The organism is Vandammella animalimorsus, assembly GCF_002288875.1.
Classification (GTDB): domain Bacteria; phylum Pseudomonadota; class Gammaproteobacteria; order Burkholderiales; family Burkholderiaceae_C; genus Lampropedia; species Lampropedia animalimorsus.
Genome location: NZ_NTBH01000013.1, coordinates 1 through 15,763 on the forward strand (window position 1 = coordinate 1; position 15,763 = coordinate 15,763).

The 15,763-nt window shown below is 64.4% G+C and carries 15 protein-coding genes and 1 pseudogene; 7 read left to right on the plus strand and 9 right to left on the minus strand.

Annotation, left to right across the window (positions count from 1 at the left end; genetic code table 11):
- Positions 1-173: 173 nt before the first annotated feature.
- Positions 174-446 carry a DMT family transporter gene (locus tag CLI93_RS13890; RefSeq protein WP_238946649.1) on the plus strand — a complete coding sequence of 91 codons (273 nt, stop codon included), beginning with the start codon at positions 174-176 and terminating at the stop codon, positions 444-446.
- 9 nt (positions 447-455) lie between these two features.
- On the opposite strand, the gene CLI93_RS13895 is transcribed toward CLI93_RS13890, so the two are convergent.
- On the minus strand, positions 456-1,550 hold the full coding sequence (locus CLI93_RS13895; RefSeq protein WP_095542730.1) for an AI-2E family transporter: 1,095 nt from the start codon (positions 1,548-1,550) through the stop codon (positions 456-458).
- Positions 1,551-1,806: 256 nt separating this feature from the next.
- Here CLI93_RS13895 and CLI93_RS13900 point away from each other — a divergent pair, with 256 nt between their 5' ends.
- The gene (locus tag CLI93_RS13900) at positions 1,807-2,337 is read left to right on the plus strand and encodes an HdeD family acid-resistance protein (protein ID WP_095542729.1); all 531 of its coding nucleotides are present in this window, start codon (positions 1,807-1,809) and stop codon (positions 2,335-2,337) included.
- A 244-nt stretch (positions 2,338-2,581) separates the two neighbouring features.
- Here CLI93_RS13900 and CLI93_RS13905 read toward each other — a convergent pair whose 3' ends face one another.
- Positions 2,582-3,598: an AI-2E family transporter gene (locus CLI93_RS13905; protein WP_238945850.1), complete on the minus strand. Its 1,017-nt coding sequence runs from the start codon at positions 3,596-3,598 to the stop codon at positions 2,582-2,584.
- Between the two features lie 119 nt (positions 3,599-3,717).
- Positions 3,718-4,770: a phosphoribosylformylglycinamidine cyclo-ligase gene (gene purM / locus CLI93_RS13910; RefSeq protein ID WP_095542775.1), complete on the minus strand. Its 1,053-nt coding sequence runs from the start codon at positions 4,768-4,770 to the stop codon at positions 3,718-3,720.
- Positions 4,771-5,079: 309 nt separating this feature from the next.
- On the opposite strand from purM, the gene hda reads away from it, so the two are divergent.
- Positions 5,080-5,847 (plus strand): DnaA regulatory inactivator Hda, encoded by a 768-nt coding sequence (gene hda, locus CLI93_RS13915; protein ID WP_095542727.1) that lies wholly within the window; start codon positions 5,080-5,082, stop codon positions 5,845-5,847.
- Between the two features lie 32 nt (positions 5,848-5,879).
- On the opposite strand, the gene CLI93_RS13920 is transcribed toward hda, so the two are convergent.
- Together CLI93_RS13920 and folE are read right to left on the minus strand one after the other, a co-directional pair.
- Positions 5,880-6,299, minus strand: a complete 420-nt coding sequence (locus CLI93_RS13920) for a BLUF domain-containing protein (protein WP_095542726.1) — start codon at positions 6,297-6,299, stop codon at positions 5,880-5,882.
- Positions 6,300-6,376: 77 nt separating this feature from the next.
- Positions 6,377-7,117, minus strand: coding sequence for a GTP cyclohydrolase I (gene folE, locus CLI93_RS13925; protein ID WP_095542725.1), 741 nt, complete (start codon positions 7,115-7,117; stop codon positions 6,377-6,379).
- A 194-nt stretch (positions 7,118-7,311) separates the two neighbouring features.
- On the opposite strand from folE, the gene CLI93_RS13930 reads away from it, so the two are divergent.
- Both CLI93_RS13930 and CLI93_RS13935 read left to right on the plus strand, forming a co-directional pair.
- The gene (locus CLI93_RS13930) at positions 7,312-8,787 is read left to right on the plus strand and encodes a DUF2868 domain-containing protein (protein ID WP_095542724.1); all 1,476 of its coding nucleotides are present in this window, start codon (positions 7,312-7,314) and stop codon (positions 8,785-8,787) included.
- A 6-nt stretch (positions 8,788-8,793) separates the two neighbouring features.
- Positions 8,794-10,353 carry a DUF3482 domain-containing protein gene (locus tag CLI93_RS13935; protein ID WP_095542723.1) on the plus strand — a complete coding sequence of 520 codons (1,560 nt, stop codon included), beginning with the start codon at positions 8,794-8,796 and terminating at the stop codon, positions 10,351-10,353.
- Between the two features lie 178 nt (positions 10,354-10,531).
- On the opposite strand, the gene CLI93_RS13940 is transcribed toward CLI93_RS13935, so the two are convergent.
- The gene (locus CLI93_RS13940) at positions 10,532-11,431 is read right to left on the minus strand and encodes a DMT family transporter (RefSeq protein ID WP_420823131.1); all 900 of its coding nucleotides are present in this window, start codon (positions 11,429-11,431) and stop codon (positions 10,532-10,534) included.
- A 453-nt stretch (positions 11,432-11,884) separates the two neighbouring features.
- Between CLI93_RS13940 and aceA the strand changes: the two genes are divergently transcribed.
- Together aceA and CLI93_RS13950 are read left to right on the plus strand one after the other, a co-directional pair.
- Entirely contained in the window at positions 11,885-13,204 is a 1,320-nt protein-coding gene (gene aceA, locus CLI93_RS13945; protein WP_095542721.1) for an isocitrate lyase, read from the plus strand.
- Between the two features lie 182 nt (positions 13,205-13,386).
- A pseudogene (locus tag CLI93_RS13950) lies at positions 13,387-14,011 on the plus strand (IS5 family transposase).
- Between the two features lie 36 nt (positions 14,012-14,047).
- On the opposite strand, the gene CLI93_RS13955 reads toward CLI93_RS13950, so the two are convergent.
- From CLI93_RS13955 to CLI93_RS13965, 3 genes are all read right to left on the minus strand, one after another.
- Positions 14,048-14,560 carry a GNAT family N-acetyltransferase gene (locus CLI93_RS13955; protein ID WP_095542720.1) on the minus strand — a complete coding sequence of 171 codons (513 nt, stop codon included), beginning with the start codon at positions 14,558-14,560 and terminating at the stop codon, positions 14,048-14,050.
- A gap of 212 nt (positions 14,561-14,772) precedes the next feature.
- Positions 14,773-15,396 (minus strand): recombination mediator RecR, encoded by a 624-nt coding sequence (gene recR, locus CLI93_RS13960; protein ID WP_095542719.1) that lies wholly within the window; start codon positions 15,394-15,396, stop codon positions 14,773-14,775.
- Positions 15,397-15,410: 14 nt separating this feature from the next.
- Entirely contained in the window at positions 15,411-15,749 is a 339-nt protein-coding gene (locus CLI93_RS13965) for a YbaB/EbfC family nucleoid-associated protein (protein WP_095542718.1), read from the minus strand.
- Positions 15,750-15,763 lie beyond the last annotated feature (14 nt).

The window sequence follows — 15,763 nt, forward strand, 5'->3', positions numbered from 1 at the left end:
TGCGTGAGGAAAAGGAGGGAAATGGGCTCAAACGCGCTCTAAAAAAGGGCTTCTTGATCCGGTTTTTTTCAGATCGTGAAGTGTTGGGGCTGGAAGTCCAGGAATTGCCCGGTTTTTAGAGGTTCCCGTTGGTATTTGCGCCGCTGTACCTTCACGCCAAAGGCCTGGCCCTGATGGCACAGCCACTGCAGCTGCTGCTGCCGCACATCGTCTACCAAGGCTTTTTCGTTTCCATCCTGGCCCTTTATTTGTACAGCCAGGCAGTGCTGCTGCTGGGCCCTGCCGTAGGCAGCCTGTTTGCCGCGCTGGTGCCCGGCCTGGCCACGGTGATTGCCGCCCTGTTCCTGCATGAACAACCGGCGCTGGCCACCATGGCAGGCCTGCTGCTGGTGACGCTGGGCATGGGCGTGGCCCTGTTCAGGACCCGGCCTGCGCCGGCGCGTTGATGCAGCGGCTCACTGCAAGCGCGCAGCGGCGGTGCGCTCCTCCTCTTCGAACACCTGCACGTCGTCGGCCAGCAAGATGGCCAACGGCCGCGTGCCCGGGAATGCGGCCAGGATGATGGCCAGCATGGCCGTCAACGGGATGGCCAGGATGGCGCCGGCAATGCCCCACAGGCTGGACCACAGCGACAAGGCCACCAACACGACCACGGGCGAGAGATTGACCTGGCGGCCAATGGTGCGCGGCTCCAGCACATTGCCCACGTACAGCTGCGCCACCGTCAGCAAAGTGGCCACTGTGAGCGTGGTCTGCAATGAGCCAAATTGCGCCAGTGTCAGCAGCACGGGGAAGCACACACCCAGGAACGAGCCCACATAGGGGATGTAGTTCAGCAAGGCGATGATCAGCGCCCAGAACAGCGCAAAGTCCACGCCGAACCACCACATCACAGCAAAGGACAGGCCGCCGAGCACGACATTGATCAAGGTCTTGGTGGCCAGGTAGTTGCCAATGCGGCTATTGACTTCGCGGATGATTTGCTGCGTCTGCTGTGCGCCGGCGCCGGACATGGCCACGGCCAGCTTGTGCGCGAAGCGGCCGCGCTCGCCCAATAAAAAGGCCATGTAGATGATCACCAGCAGAGTCAGGCTCAGCAAGGTGCCTACCGAGCCCAGGGCGCGACCCAACAGAGCCTGCAGGTTGAGCTTGTCCACCGTGGCGCTGCGGATGCTGCGCCAACTGGCCTCTTGATCGAGCTCCAGCGCCGTGGTGACCCGCGTGAAGATCTGCTCCAGATTGGCCTGATAACGCGGCGCGGCGGCCAGCACGCTTTCGGCCGTGCCCACGATGATGTTGATCAGTGTCACAACCAGCGCCACAAAGCCCAGCAGCACCAGTGTGCGCCGCGCCCAGGCGGGCCAGCGCCGCAGCCCTGGCAAGCGCCCCAGCCAATCGGCCGCCGTCACCAGGATATAGACGGCGATCAAGGCCACCAGGATGGGCGTCAGCACGCCCTGCCCCAGATGCAGCAGCCAACCAATCATGATGGTCAACAAAACCGCATAAACCAAGGTTTGCAAAGGTCGCGCCTGCGCAGAAGATGTCATGGTGCATTCCACAGTGATTGGTCATTTCAAATGCCGGCGCAGCATACGCGCTTTTGCGCAATGGGCGCATCGCAACGCAACCGGGGCGCGACAGGGCTTGAGCGGGTTTTGCCGCAGAATGCGAGCTGCCCCAAGGCTCGGCGACTTTTGTTGCGGCCCATCCCCCTGCGCTCCAGGGGGTGTTGAGATTTAGAGCGTGTTATGGGATGGCTTGCCTGGGGCCACGGCCATTGATTTATTTCGAGAGGAGAAACAGATGACGTCCGCATGGTGGTTTTGGATGTTCGCCGGCCTGGTATCGCTGCTGGGCGGCGTGCTGGCCTTGTTCAACCCGTTTGCTGCCACCTTGACGGCTGAACTGTTGGTGGGCTGGACTTTCGTGGCCGTGGGGGCAGTGGCCCTGCTCTCGGCGCTGCGCGAGCGCGGCAAGGGCGGCCGCCTGATGAGCGTGCTGCTTGGGCTGGTGGCCTTGATCATGGGCATCGAGCTGCTGGCCAAGCCGCTCAGCGGCATCGTCTCGCTGACCGTGGTGGTGGGCGTCATCCTGATCGTCAGCGGCGTGCTGCGCATCGCCTTCGCACTGCGTCAGCCGCGCAGCACGGCGCGCTGGGCGCTGCTGCTGTCGGGCCTGCTCTCGCTGGCGTTGGTCGGCATGATCTTCAGCGGCTTTCCCCAATCGGCCACTGTCGTGCTGGGCCTGTTTCTGGCCATCGAGCTGATCTCCAATGGTGCGGCGCTGATCATGCTGGCGCTGGCGCGCAAGGCCTTGTTGGGGCGGCTGCGCTGAAAGCGCCTGCTCCAGGGCCTTGGCACGGACCGGCAACAAAGCAGGTTTGGGCGGTCTGCGGCATGGCATTGCCTCGCCGGGCCACTGGCCACGCCTGCGCTTGGCTCTTTGCAGGCCGCATCCCAAACCATTTTTTGCTCGCTCGCGCCAAGGCCTTGAACAGGCTCTGAGGCCTTGCTGCCTTGCTGCCTTGCTGCCTTGCTGCCTTGCTGCCTTGCGCCAAGGGCAAGGGTTGGGATGTGGCCTACACCAATCGCGCCGCCTCCAGCTCTTTCTTCAGATAGGCGTAAAACAATGGCGCTGCCACCAAGCCGGCAGGACCGAACAAAGCCTCGCTGAGGAACATCACGGCCAGCAACTCCCACACGGCAATGTGCGTCTTCTGCCCGACCACCTTGGCGTTGATGAAGTACTCGGCCTTGTGGATCAACACCAGGAAGGCCAGACAGGCCAGGGCCGTCATCGGCGAGACCGACAGCCCCACCAAAGTGATGACGACGTTGCACAGCAGGTTGCCGACGATGGGCACCAGCCCGGCCACGAAGGTCAGCGTGATCAGCGCCGGGGTGTAACGCAACTCCATACCAAACAGCGGCAGGATCACGAGCAGGAACAGTGCCGTGAGCGCGGTGTTGAAGCTGGCGATCCAGAACTGGGCGGTGACGATCTGCCGAAATGCCTCGCCAAAGCGCGCCACGCGCAGCTTCAGGGCATCGGTCAGCGGCGCATGCCAGCTGGTGTGCACCCGCACAGCGGCCAACGCGCCAATGAGCAGGCCCACGTAGGCATACAAAAAACCCAGCAGCCACACCCGCCCGGCGTTGGCCATGGCCGCCGCCTTGGACCACAGGTAAAAGGCCACGGTACGCTGAAAGTCCTCGGCTTCGGCCGGCAGCATGCTGGCGATGTCCTCGGGCAAATTGCTGCGGAACTCCAGCACCACGCGCGCCACGTAATCGGTCAGCTCGGTGAACTGGTGCGGCGCAGTCAGCAACACGCCCCGATAGCGGCTGAGCGTGAGAAACAGCACCAGCAGCGGGCCGATGATGACCAGCGTGCAGGCCAGGCTGGACATCCAGCGCAGCACGCTGGCCGGCGGGTGACGCCAGCGCAGGCGCACCAACCGCACCAGCAAGGTGTTGATCCAGCGCGTGAGCAAGAACCCCAGGCAGGCGGCCAGCAGCCCCGGCAAGCCCCCCACGACCATGACCAGCAACAGGCCTGCGGCCATGAGCACGTAGCTGGCCGCGCGGATCGGCATGGCCACGTGGCTGTCCAGCCCGGCGCTGGCCACGGGCGCCGCGCCATGGATGGCCGCCTGCGCCGCAACCGGGGCGGGCGCAGGCATCGAGGAAGGGGTGCTGGGCAGCTGCACGTTCTTCAAACCACGGTCACGGCAGCGGCGGCCGCATCGCGCGGCACGATGCGGCCAATGGTGTGCACCGTCTCACCCTGCGCCTGCAGGGTCTGAGCCACGGCCTGGGCCTGCTCGGGCGCAACCACCAGCACCATGCCGATGCCGTTGTTGAAGGTGCGGTTCATTTCCACATCGTCGATGCCAGCCGTGGTCTGCAGCCAGGCGAACAGCTCGCTTTTCGGCCAGCTGCCGGCCTGCAGTTGCGCGCCCAGCCCATCTGGCAAGATGCGGGGGATGTTCTCCAGCAGGCCGCCGCCGGTGATGTGCGCCAGGCCTTTGATGGGGTGCTGCGCCAGTGCGGCCAGCACACTGCGCACATACAGGCGCGTGGGCGCCATCACCGCCTCTCGGAACGGCTTGCCATCGAGCGTGGCCGGCAATTGACTGCCAGCGCGGTCGATGCACTTGCGCACCAGTGAAAAGCCATTGGAATGCACACCGCTGCTGGCCAGGCCCAACACCACATCGCCAGCGGCGATCTGCTGGCCGTCGAGGATCTTCGACTTCTCGACCACACCCACGGCAAAACCAGCCAAGTCGTACTCGCCCTCGGGGTACATGCCGGGCATTTCCGCCGTCTCGCCGCCAATCAGCGCGCAGCCGCTTTCCTCGCAGCCTTTGGCAATGCCGCCGACCACGGCGGCGGCGGTGTCCACGTCCAGCTTGCCGCAGGCGAAGTAGTCCAGAAAGAACAGCGGCTCGGCGCCTTGCACCAGCACGTCGTTCACGCTCATGGCCACCAGGTCGATGCCCACGGTGTCGTGCATGTTCCACTCGAAAGCCAGCTTGAGCTTCGTGCCCACGCCGTCGGTGCCGCTGACCAGCACCGGCTCCTGGTACTTCTTGGGCACTTCAAACAGCGCGCCAAAGCCGCCAATACCGCCCAAAACGCCTTCGCGCAAGGTTTTGCGCGCCAGGGGCTTGATGCGGTCAACCAGGGCATCTCCAGCGTCGATGTCGACACCAGCGTCTTTATAGGTCAGTGGCTTGGGCGCACTAGAAGGGGTGGAGCTCATGAAAGAAACGCAATCGGGCCAGCCCGACAACAGGCCAGCGGCAGGGCTTTGGGGGAAGACCGGGCGGCGTCGCACACGCAGCGCGCCAAACCCCGGCAAGGCAAACCCGCCAAGCACACGGCAGCAGCTTGGCGGGCATTAGAATCGGCCCGCATTCTAAGGGAGGGCTGGGCGCCCAAGAGCGCACAGGCCCTTTCCTTTGACGGCGCCCTACCCACACCCCCATGGCATTTCCAAGGCAAAGCCGGCAAGCAACGCGCCTGAGAATGAAGCTGGACTTGTGAAATGACATCACACACCCACACCCGCATGGAGCAACTGGCACTGGACATTGGCCTGACCCCGCAACCGAGCTTTGCCCGCTTCGACCCCTGCGGCAACGAGGCAGCGGTGCAGTGCCTGCAGGAAGGCATCGCGCAGCTGACGGCGCCCGCCCCGGCCAGCGCGCCGTTGCCGGTCTATTTGTGGGGCGCTGCGGGCACGGGCAAAAGCCATTTGCTGCAATCGGTGGCGCTGGCCCTGCAGGAGGCTGGGCTGGCCGTGGGTTGGCTGCGGCCCGACACGCTGCAGGCCGCAGGTGCGCAGCCCGAGTTCAACCCGCGCTGGCGCGCCATTTTGCTCGACGACGTCGGGCGGTTCGACCCGGCCACACAGCAGTGCGCCTTCAACTGGTTCATCAATGCCACGCACCCTGGCGAAGGCCCACCTTGCTGGGTGCTGGCCGCCGGCGATGCCCCGCCAGTGGATCTGCCACTGCGCGAGGATTTGCGCTCGCGCCTGGGCAGCGGCCTGGGCTTTGCGCTACAGCCACTCAACGACACACAGCGCCAACAGGTTTTGCAGCGCCAGGCGCAAGAGCGCGGCGTGACGCTCAGTGACGAGGTGGCGCAGTACCTGCTCGGACGCTTTGCACGCGATCTCTCCAGCCTCAGCGCCTTGCTGGCCCAGCTCGATGCGCATGCACTGCGCACCCAGCGGGCCATCACCATTCCACTGCTGCGCCAAATGCTGGAGCAGCGCAGCCCCGCCACACCGGCGGCTGGCAACGCCCAGGCCCCGCACCACGACCGGGGCTGAGCTGGGCGACGGCGCCCTTGGAGCCTGTCTGATTACTTATGGGCAATCGCCGCCGTGGCGGCCAAATCCAGCAGCATGGCGCGCACCGACATGGCCGATAACTGCCCAGGTGTGAGCGGCAGGCGCTCGGCATACTTCAGCAAGAACGGCGTCCCCAACCTCTCCAGCTTGACGTGGCCCAGCGTCCAATTGGCGAACTGGCGCTCGCTGATTTCCACGCAGTACAGCAGCTGAGCCTGATGGTGCCTGGCATCCTGCAGCAGCTGCGCGTAGGTTTGGCTAACGGCGGCGCGCTCACCTTCCATCACCTGCAGATACATGCCAAAGCCACTGCACAGCACGCCGCTGATGCCCAGCTGCTGGTTGTGCCGGCGCCCGCTGGCCAGAATGGCGCTGACGGCAGGGGCCGCATCCGGGGCGACAAGGCTGGCATAGGCCAATTGCACTAACATGGCTGCACTCCTTTTCTGGGGACGGGCTCAAGCACTGTTTGCCGACCCGCGCCGGCATGACCCGCAAGCGCCTGACGTCAGGCGCCCTTGCTGCGGTTGGGTATCAGGGAGAGAAACTCACGGCGCAGGCTGGCGTCTTTGAGGAACACGCCGCGCATCACCGAGTTGAGCATCTTGCTGTCCATTTCCTTCACGCCACGCCAAGACATGCAAAAGTGGCTGGCTTCCATGACGATGGCCAACCCGTCGGGCTGGGTGCGCTCCATGATCAGGTCGGCCAATTGCACCACGGCCTCCTCCTGGATCTGCGGCCGCCCCATCACCCAATCGACCAGTCGCGCGTACTTGGACAGGCCGATGACGTTGGTGCTTTGATTGGGCAGCACGCCGATCCAGACCTTGCCCATCACAGGGCAGAAGTGGTGGCTGCATGCGCTGCGCACCGTGATCGGGCCCACAATCATCAGCTCGTTGAGGCGCTCGGCATTGGGGAACTCGGTGATCTCGGGCGCGGCCACATAGCGACCCTTGAACACTTCGTTGAGGTACATCTTGGCCACGCGCCGCGCGGTGTTGCGGGTGTTGTGATCGCCTTCAGTGTCGATCACCATGCTGTCGAGCACCGCCTGCATTTTCTGCTCAACCTCATCGAGCAGCTCAGACAGCTCACCAGGCTCGATGCAATCGGCGATGTTGTCGTTGGCGTTGAAGCGGCGTTGCTGCGCCTTCAGGCGCTCGCGAATCTTGACGGAAACAGGCACGCCCTCATCGTGCTGCGCATCGGACGCTGACGGGGGGCTGGGCAGGGCTTTGCGCATGGCATTGGGCTTTCAAAGACCGATTATCATAAGCCAAGGATCCCCAGGAACACTCCGATTGACTGACTTACCCAGGCGGCGCTTGGGGCCCTGCCTCCAACGCACAAGCGCGTCACTTTCACTTTCGATGGCGCCCTGATCCGCGCTATACCGCCCCACCAACCGCCCCGATCTGCAGGCAGCTTCGCGACACCATGAACGAACAACAATACCGCGACGTATTGTTGGCCAAGGCCCTCGAGCAGTGCCATGCCGACACGACCAGCGCTGCGGCACCACTGCTTAACGCCCAGGATCTGCGCGCCGCCACTGAAAAGGCATTGCACGAGGCACCGACACCGCGCAGCGGCACGGCGGCGCAGCCACGCCAACTCGAACGCCTGCTCGTGCGCCGCGCCGAGCATCTGCTGCAAGCGGCCAATGCCCGCGCCCCTGGCCTGCAGGCCTTGCGCAAACCGCCTCGCGTCGCGCAATGGCTGTGGTGGCTGCCCGTGCTGGCCCTGCTGCTGGGCTTTGCCAGCGAGAAACTGGGCCAGCCTCACCGGCTCAACCTGGTGGCCCTGCCCTTGCTGGCCATCGTTGGCTGGAATCTGCTGCTCTACGCCAGCGGTCTGCTGCGCAGCCTATGGCGGCTGCGGCGACCGCGCCCTGCCCCGGCGGCCCTGGCTGCGCCGACCGCTGCGCCTTGGGAGCCAGCGCTGCGCTGGTGGTCGCGCAGCACCCTGGCCATGCAGGACGAGCGCCTGCGCAAGGTCTATCAGCACTTTGTGCAGGACTGGACGCCTTATCGCCAGGCGCGCCAAGCCCGGCTGCTGCGCGCCTGGCTGCACCTGGGCGCCGCTGCCCTGGCGCTGGGCATGATTGCCGCCATGTGGGTGACGGGCATGTTCGTGGAATACCGCATCGGTTGGGAAAGCACCTGGCTGAGTGCGCCGCAGATGCAGGCCCTGGCCAATACGCTGAGCTGGCCGGCCCAGCAGCTGCTGGGCATGGCCCCCTGGTCAATCGAGCAGATCGAGCGGCTGCAAGCCTGGCCGGCTGGCCAGCAGCAAAGCGGCCAGCAATGGATCCTGGCTTACAGCCTGCTGCTGGCCCTGGTGGTGGTCGTGCCGCGCCTGCTGCTGGCCGCCTGGCACTGGAGTGCGGCGTTGCGCCAGTCGCGCGCGCTGCATTTGCCACTGGCCGAACCCTACTTCCAAGGCCTGGTGCGCGACTTCTCCAGCGATGCCACGCACATTCTGGTGCTGCCATTCAGCATGTCGCTGGACGAGGCCCGCCAGCAGCACATCCGGCACTTCGTGCAGCAGCAGTTCGGCGCCGCCGCCCACTTGCACTTCGGCCCAAGCCTGGCCTATGGCGATCAAGCCAGCCATGGCGGCGACTATTTCAGGAATACGCTCGAATCGCACACACCCAGCCTGCAGGCGCTGCTGTTCAATCTCTCGGCCACCCCAGAGGAAGAAACCCATGGCAGCGTGTTGCGCCAGTTCGATGCCCACGTGAGCGGGGCGCGCAGCGTCTGGCTGTATGGCCACGAGCTGGCCCAGCGCCTGGGCCCGGGCGAGGCCGCGCGCCAGCGCCTGGCCGAGCGCTGCCACCTGTGGCAAACCTTTGTCGAGCACCACGGACTGCACGTCGAATTCATCGGCACAGACCTGCCCAGGAGATAACACCGCATGGCCCAGGATGTCATTGCCATCGCCCCCGGAACCCACGTCCAGCTGTGCCTGATCTCGCACACCAACATCGGCAAGACCACGCTGCTGCGCACCTTGCTGGGGCAGGACGTGGGCGACATCCGCGACGCCGCGCACGTCACCGATTCGGCCGATGCCCATGTGCTGGTGCGCACCAGCGAGGGCGATACGCTGACCCTGTGGGATACGCCTGGCTTTGGCGACTCGGTGCGGCTGCACCAGCGTCTGCAGCAGCAGTCCAACCCCATCGGCTGGTTTCTCAGCAACATCTGGGATCGCTGGCGCGACAAGCCCTTTTGGATGAGCCAGCACGCCCTGCGCGCGGCGCGCGACAGCGCCGACGTGGTGCTGTACCTGGTCAATGCGGCCGAGCACCCGGACGACGTCGGCTACCTCGACGCCGAAATGCACCTGCTGCGCTGGCTGGGCAAGCCCGCCATCGTGCTGCTCAACCAACTGGGCGCGCCGCAAACCATCGCCCAGCAAGATGCCGACCTGCGCCTATGGTCATCGGCCTTGGCGCGCTACGCACCCATGGTGCAAGGCGTGCTCGCGCTCGATGCCTTCACTCGCAGCTGGATTCATGAACAGCGCCTGCTGCACCTTGTCCAACCGCTGCTGCCTGCGGCCAAGCAGCCCGGCTACCAGCGCCTGGTCACCGCATGGGAGGCCGCCAACCAGCAACGCTTTGCCGACAGCATGCAGCACATCGCCGCGCTGCTGATCGAAGCTGCGCAGGCCCACCAACCCGTGGCCCAGACCAGCGGCGCCGGCCTGCCCTGGAGTGGCATCAAGAAAATCCTGCAACCTGGCACGCCCTCGGCGCCCGAAACCGCCGAGCAGCAGGCCATGCAGCAACTGCTGCTACAGGTGCAGCGCCAGGAGCAGCGCTGCCACGAAGCCCTGTTGCAGCTGCACCGGCTCGATGGCCGGGCCGGGCAAAGCATCCGCGAGCAGCTCAGCAGCCACTTCACTGTGCAGCAACCTCTGGACATGCGCCGCATGGGCCTGTGGGGGGCGCTGAGCAGCGGGGCCGCTGGCGGTCTGGGCGCCGACCTGGCCACCGGCGGTCTGAGCATGGGCATGGGCGCCGTGCTGGGCGCGCTGGCCGGCGCTGCAGCCTTCGCCGGCGCAGCATTGGGCCTGAACAAGCTGCGCGCCCACAACGAGCACCAAGTCACACTCTCGGAGGAGTTTCTAGACGCCCTGCTGCACGGCAGCCTGTTGCAATATCTGGCCATCGCCCACTTCGGCCGTGGCCGCGGCCTGTTCACCGAGACGGAAACCCCGGCGCACTGGAACGACACCCTGGCGCAACAGCTGCAGCCTCGCCTGCCCCAGCTACACGCCATCTGGCAGCGCCTGCGCGCAGACGGCGACGCAGCCGCCCCTGCCACCGGCAGCCGCCACGGCTCTGCCATGGCGACGGCAGCCATGCCCGACACCCAGGCCGCGCTGCAAGCCTGCATCAGCGAAATCGCCATGGGCACCCTGCAGGCGCTGTACCCACCGCCGGCGCAGCAACGCATCCGCCGTTGAGCCCAAACCGGCTCTCAGAGCCTGTTCAAAATCTCGGCGCGAGTGGGCAAGAAGCGGTTTGGGGTGGGCTGCAAGGCGCAAAACGCAGCCATAGCTGGGGCTATGGCGAGGCTTTGCAACGCAGCAGAGCGCCCAAATCCGCGCTCTTGATCGCCGTGCAAAGATTTTGAACAGGCTCTCATGCAAGCCCTCGCCCACGCACCGGCCAGGTAGCCAGCACCACACCCAGCAATGCCGTGCCCAGCGCTGCCCACTGCAGCGCGGACAGGCGCTCGCCCAGCACCAGCACCCCGACCAGCGCTGCGCTGATGGGCAGAAAAACAGTGAACACGCCGGCTTGCGCGGCCGGTACACTGCGCAGCCCCGTCATCCACAGCCAAACCGTCCACATACAAGCGGCCAGGGCATAAAACACCAACAGCAGCCAAAGACCTGGGCTGACGGCGCGAAAATCAAAGCCCCAGGCCAGCCACAACCCGAATGGCAGGCTCAAGACAAAGCCCCACAGATTGATCAGCGCGCTGATGCGCCGTGGCGTCAGGCTGGCGGTGAGCTTCTTGCCGATGACGGCATAGCTGGCTTCACACAACACCGCCGCCAGCAACAGCAGATGGCCCAGCCAAGCCAGTTGACCGTGCGGAACGGCCTGGAAGCGCGCCTGGGCACTGGCCTGCGCAGCTGGCGGCGCGGCCTCGGGAGCCATGGCCAGCAAACCAATACCCAGCACGGCGCAAGCCACACCCGCCCAGACTTGCTGCGCCACACGCTCGCGCAGCAACACCCAGGACAGCAGCGCCACCGCGGCAGGGATGGCGGCCATGATGACCCCGGCCGCCACAGCGCCGCTGAGCTGAACGCCCGAAATCATGCACAGCGTGAACAGGAAATTGCCCAGAAACGACTCCCAGAACAGCAACCAACGGGTCTGGCGCGTCATCGGCGGCTCATGCAGCGGCCTTTTCAGCCAATGCAGCATCGCCAACGCGCCAATGCCAAAACGCAGCCAAGCCAGTAGCAGCACTGGAAACACCGCCGCCAACGGCTTGGACAAGGCCACATAGCTGCCCACCAGCGCCATTGAGGCCGCCAGGCAGCCATAGGCCAACAAACGGGGGGAGGAAGAAAAGCGAAACATCGGCAATGGCGGCAAGGCGCCCGCAAGCAAAGCACACAGCGATGCGCGTTGTCAAAGCTTTGGGGGAACACAAGCCCCGTACGCATTCAAGCCTATCGGCCAGCGGACGGGCTGACCGCATCATGCCGCAGCCTGCGTGCAGGCAAATTTTCATAATGTGAACACAAAGCTCAATCAATGAAATTGCATCATGCTGCAACGCAACAAATATGCCACAATGCGAAAGAGGCTTTTTCAAGAAGGAATGATCGCCTCAATGCATTGATTTGATTGCACAAAATTTATGTCTTATATAAGACATAAGATGTCCAATACGCCCCTGGGCTACCGCTACAGTACGGGCATCTGATTTTTCGTTGCACGTTTCCCTTCTTTTCAACAATCAGGAGTATCCCGATGACTCAATCGCTCACTCGCGAACAACAAATTGCCGCCCTGGAGAAAGACTGGGCAGAAAACCCCCGCTGGAAAGGCATCAAGCGCAACTACAGCGCCGCTGACGTGATTCGCCTGCGCGGCAGCCAGCACATCGAATACACGCTGGCCCGCCAAGGTGCTGAAAAGCTCTGGGCCAAGGTCAACGGCGGTGCCAAGAAGGGCTATGTGAACGCTTTTGGCGCCATCACCGCCGGCCAGGCCATGCAGCAGGCCAAGGCCGGTCTGGAGGCCGTGTACCTGAGTGGCTGGCAGGTCGCCGCCGACGGCAACACCAGCGAAACCATGTACCCCGACCAGTCGCTGTACGCCTATGACTCGGTGCCTACCATGGTGCGCCGCATCAACAACACCTTCAAGCGCGCCGATGAAATCCAGTGGGCGCGCGGCATCACCCCAGGCGATGCCGAGTTCATCGACTACTTCCTGCCCATCGTGGCCGACGCAGAAGCGGGCTTTGGCGGCGTGCTCAATGCCTTCGAGCTGATGAAGAACATGATCACCGCTGGCGCGGCCGGCGTGCACTTCGAGGACCAGCTGGCCGCCGTGAAGAAGTGCGGCCACATGGGTGGCAAAGTGCTGGTGCCCACGCAGGAAGCCATCGAGAAGCTGATCGCCGCACGCTTTGCCGCCGACGTGATGGGTGTGCCCACCATCGTGCTGGCCCGCACCGACGCCGAAGCCGCCAACCTGATCACCAGCGACCACGACGCCAACGACAAGCCCTTCCTGACAGGCGAGCGCACGCAAGAGGGCTTCTTCCGCGTCAAGAACGGTCTGGAGCAAGCCATCAGCCGCGGCGTGGCCTACGCGCCCTACGCCGACCTGGTGTGGTGCGAGACCGGCACGCCCGACCTGGGCTTTGCACGCGAGTTCGCCCAAGCCGTGCACGCCAAGTACCCCGGCAAGCTGCTCTCCTACAACTGCTCGCCCTCCTTCAACTGGAAGAAGAACCTGGACGACGCCACCATTGCCAAGTTCCAGGACGAGCTCTCCGCGCTGGGCTACAAGTACCAGTTCATCACGCTGGCGGGCATCCACAGCAACTGGTACAACACCTTCAAGTTCGCCCACGCCTACGCACGCGGCGAAGGCATGAAGCACTATGTGGAAATGATCCAGGAACCCGAGTTCGCCGCGCGCGAGCAGGGCTACACCTTCGTGTCCCACCAGCAGGAGGTGGGCGCGGGCTACTTCGACGACGTGACCACCGTCATCCAGGGCGGCTCCTCCAGCGTCAAGGCACTGACCGGCTCGACCGAGGAAGAGCAGTTCCACTGATCGCGCCGGCCTGCCCCGGCAGGTGAGCGCCATTGAAAACGGGCCTGTGACTGCCGCTAACGGCAGCGCAGGCCCGTGGTGTTTTCTGGCTCTGGAAACCTTGTTTGGGCGCGTGGAGCTGCTCAATCCAGGGCCGCCTAGGGGCTGTTGAGAATTGGCAGCCACTTTGTTCCAATGCGGCGATGCAAAGAAAAGTATTGAGTGATCGGCAGTGGCAACTGATAGCCCCCATTGTCTTGGCAAGCCAGCGATGTGAGGCGAAGTGGCGCTGGCAACCGCTTGTTTGTCGAAGCGGTGCTGTGGATAGTGCACACGAGCAGCCCGTGGCGCGATCTGGCCCGCAGAGTTTGGCAAATGGGACACCGTGTTCAAGCGTTATCGGGATTGGTTCAAGGTCCATGTTCCACATGGCTGTTCGCTGCGCTCAGCGGTGAACCCGATATGGAGTACGTGATGGTCGATGCCACGATCGTCAAAGTTCACCGTCACAGACAAGGCGCAAAAGGGGACTCAAAGCCAGGCCATAGGGCGCTCGCGAGGGGGTATGAGCACCCAAGGTACTGGCCCTGTGTGACGTGCAGGGCAACCTGGTGAAGTTCGTGCCGATGCCCGGCCAGCGTCACAACAGCAAGGGCGTTCGGGAGCTGATCGATGGCATGAAGCTGGGTTCCTTGCTGGCTCACAAGGCATTCGATGCCAACTGGCTGATCCAGCAGCTTCAAGCACATTGCCATGCGCAGCGACAAGAGCGACACCAGCTTCGCCGCGGCCATCTACTTGGCAGTGGCTGTCATCAATTCCCACTAATTCTCAACAGACCCTAACGCGAACGGCTTTTTCCTGTCAAAGTTGCCTGAACATGAGCAGCTTGTCGTAGTAACGATCGCCCAGCTTGATGGCGCGAGGCAGCAGGCCGTAGCGCACGAAGCCCGCGCCTTCGTACAGCTTGACGGCGACTGTGTTGCTGGCGGTGACGCTGAGCACGATGTGCTCCAGCCCGTGCAGCTGGCGCACGAGCCGGTCGAACTGGCGCAGCAGCGCCTTGCCTATGCCGCGCCCGCGTGCGCCGGGGGTGATGATCATGCCGGCCAGCGTGGCCTCGTGGCGTTTTTTCAGGCGCGCCTGGCGTTCGCACACCACGGCGCCCAGCATGGCGCCGTCGGGCGCGAAGGCGCCGAGGATGAAGTGGTCGTCGGGCGGCTGGCCCAGGCGCGTGGCGTAAGTGGCTGCGGGCAGGGCGCTGGCGGTGTCGAAGTCGGAGGTGAAGGCTTCGGGGTCGTTTTGCAGGCCGGCGTCGCGCAGGGCTTTGTAGGCGGGCAGGTCGGTGTCAGTCAGCAGGCGGATGGTGGCGGGCATGGCGTGTCTCCTTTAACTTTGGTTCGGCGCGCACTTTCTAGATGTCGTTTCCCAACAGGTTGCTGAGATTGGGTTTGCGAAGCGGTTTTCGAGGCAAAAAAGCCGCAGATGCAAAGCGAAAACGCGGCATCTGCGGGTTTTGAGCGAAAACACTGCCGCAATATTGAATCTCAACAACTCCGATACCGAGAGACCTGAAACCGCACAGGCGCTCAGTGCCGATCGGCCAGCGCGTGGGCGATGGTGCTCAAGTCCACGAATTCCAGCTCGCCGCCGGCGGGCACGCCGCGCGCCAGGCGCGTGGTGCGGATGCCGCGTTTGCGCAGCGCCTGCTCAATGACGTGGGCCGTGGCCTCGCCCTCGGCGGTGAAACTGGTGGCCACGATGACTTCTTCAATGGCCGCCTCACTGGCGCGCTCCATCAGCTGGCGCAGGCCCAGCTCGGCAATACCGATGCCATCGAGTGGGCTCAGCCGCCCCTGCAGCACGAAGTACAGCCCATCGTAGGCGCCGGTGCGCTCCATCACGGCCTGGTCGGCCGGGGTTTCGACCACGCACAGCCGAGCCTGGTCACGCCCAGGATCGGCGCAGGTCACACACAACGCAGCTTCGGAAAAGGTGTGGCAGCGCTCGCAATGGCGCACTTTGTGCACGGCATCAAGCAGGGCCTGGGCCAGTTGTTGCGCCCCGTCCCGGTCGTGCTGCAGCAGGTGGTAGGCCATGCGCGCGGCCGACTTGGCCCCCACGCCCGGCAATAGGCGCAGGCATTGCACCAGGCGCTCCAGGCTGTGCGGCGTGCCGGGCTTGCTGGCCGGGCTTGCGCTCGGGCTGCTCACGACGCGCCCGGGCTTCAGAACGGCAGTTTCATGCCGCCCAGGCCTCCAAGCCCACCCAGGCCGGCTGTGAGCTTACCCATTTTTTCCTGCTCGACCTCGGTGGCCTTGCGCACGGCGGCATTGAAGGCTGCGGCCACCAAGTCTTCCAGCATGTCCTTGTCATCGGCCAGCAGGCTGGGGTCGATGGTGACGCGGCGCACTTCGTGCTTGGCGGTCATCAGCACCTTGACCAGGCCGGCGCCGGATTCGCCTTCCACCTCAATGTTGGCCAGCTCTTCCTGGGCTTTCTTCAGGTTGTCCTGCATTGCCTGGGCCTGCTTGAGCAGGCCGGCCATTTGTCCTTTGTTGAACATGGTGTGTTCCCTTC

What these genes read in the sequence shown, in the direction of transcription:
- CLI93_RS13900 (WP_095542729.1), top strand. Translation starts at nt 1,807, where the DNA reads ATGACGTCCGCATGGTGGTTTTGGATGTTCGCCGGCCTGGTATCGCTG.
- purM (WP_095542775.1), bottom strand. Translation starts at nt 4,770, where the DNA reads ATGAGCTCCACCCCTTCTAGTGCGCCCAAGCCACTGACCTATAAAGAC.
- CLI93_RS13935 (WP_095542723.1), top strand. Translation starts at nt 8,794, where the DNA reads ATGGCCCAGGATGTCATTGCCATCGCCCCCGGAACCCACGTCCAGCTG.
- CLI93_RS13930 (WP_095542724.1), top strand. Translation starts at nt 7,312, where the DNA reads ATGAACGAACAACAATACCGCGACGTATTGTTGGCCAAGGCCCTCGAG.
- CLI93_RS13955 (WP_095542720.1), bottom strand. Translation starts at nt 14,560, where the DNA reads ATGCCCGCCACCATCCGCCTGCTGACTGACACCGACCTGCCCGCCTAC.
- CLI93_RS13895 (WP_095542730.1), bottom strand. Translation starts at nt 1,550, where the DNA reads ATGACATCTTCTGCGCAGGCGCGACCTTTGCAAACCTTGGTTTATGCG.
- hda (WP_095542727.1), top strand. Translation starts at nt 5,080, where the DNA reads ATGGAGCAACTGGCACTGGACATTGGCCTGACCCCGCAACCGAGCTTT.
- CLI93_RS13920 (WP_095542726.1), bottom strand. Translation starts at nt 6,299, where the DNA reads ATGTTAGTGCAATTGGCCTATGCCAGCCTTGTCGCCCCGGATGCGGCC.
- CLI93_RS13905 (WP_238945850.1), bottom strand. Translation starts at nt 3,598, where the DNA reads ATGCCGATCCGCGCGGCCAGCTACGTGCTCATGGCCGCAGGCCTGTTG.
- CLI93_RS13890 (WP_238946649.1), top strand. Translation starts at nt 174, where the DNA reads ATGGCACAGCCACTGCAGCTGCTGCTGCCGCACATCGTCTACCAAGGC.
- folE (WP_095542725.1), bottom strand. Translation starts at nt 7,117, where the DNA reads ATGCGCAAAGCCCTGCCCAGCCCCCCGTCAGCGTCCGATGCGCAGCAC.
- CLI93_RS13965 (WP_095542718.1), bottom strand. Translation starts at nt 15,749, where the DNA reads ATGTTCAACAAAGGACAAATGGCCGGCCTGCTCAAGCAGGCCCAGGCA.
- CLI93_RS13940 (WP_420823131.1), bottom strand. Translation starts at nt 11,431, where the DNA reads ATGGCGCTGGTGGGCAGCTATGTGGCCTTGTCCAAGCCGTTGGCGGCG.
- aceA (WP_095542721.1), top strand. Translation starts at nt 11,885, where the DNA reads ATGACTCAATCGCTCACTCGCGAACAACAAATTGCCGCCCTGGAGAAA.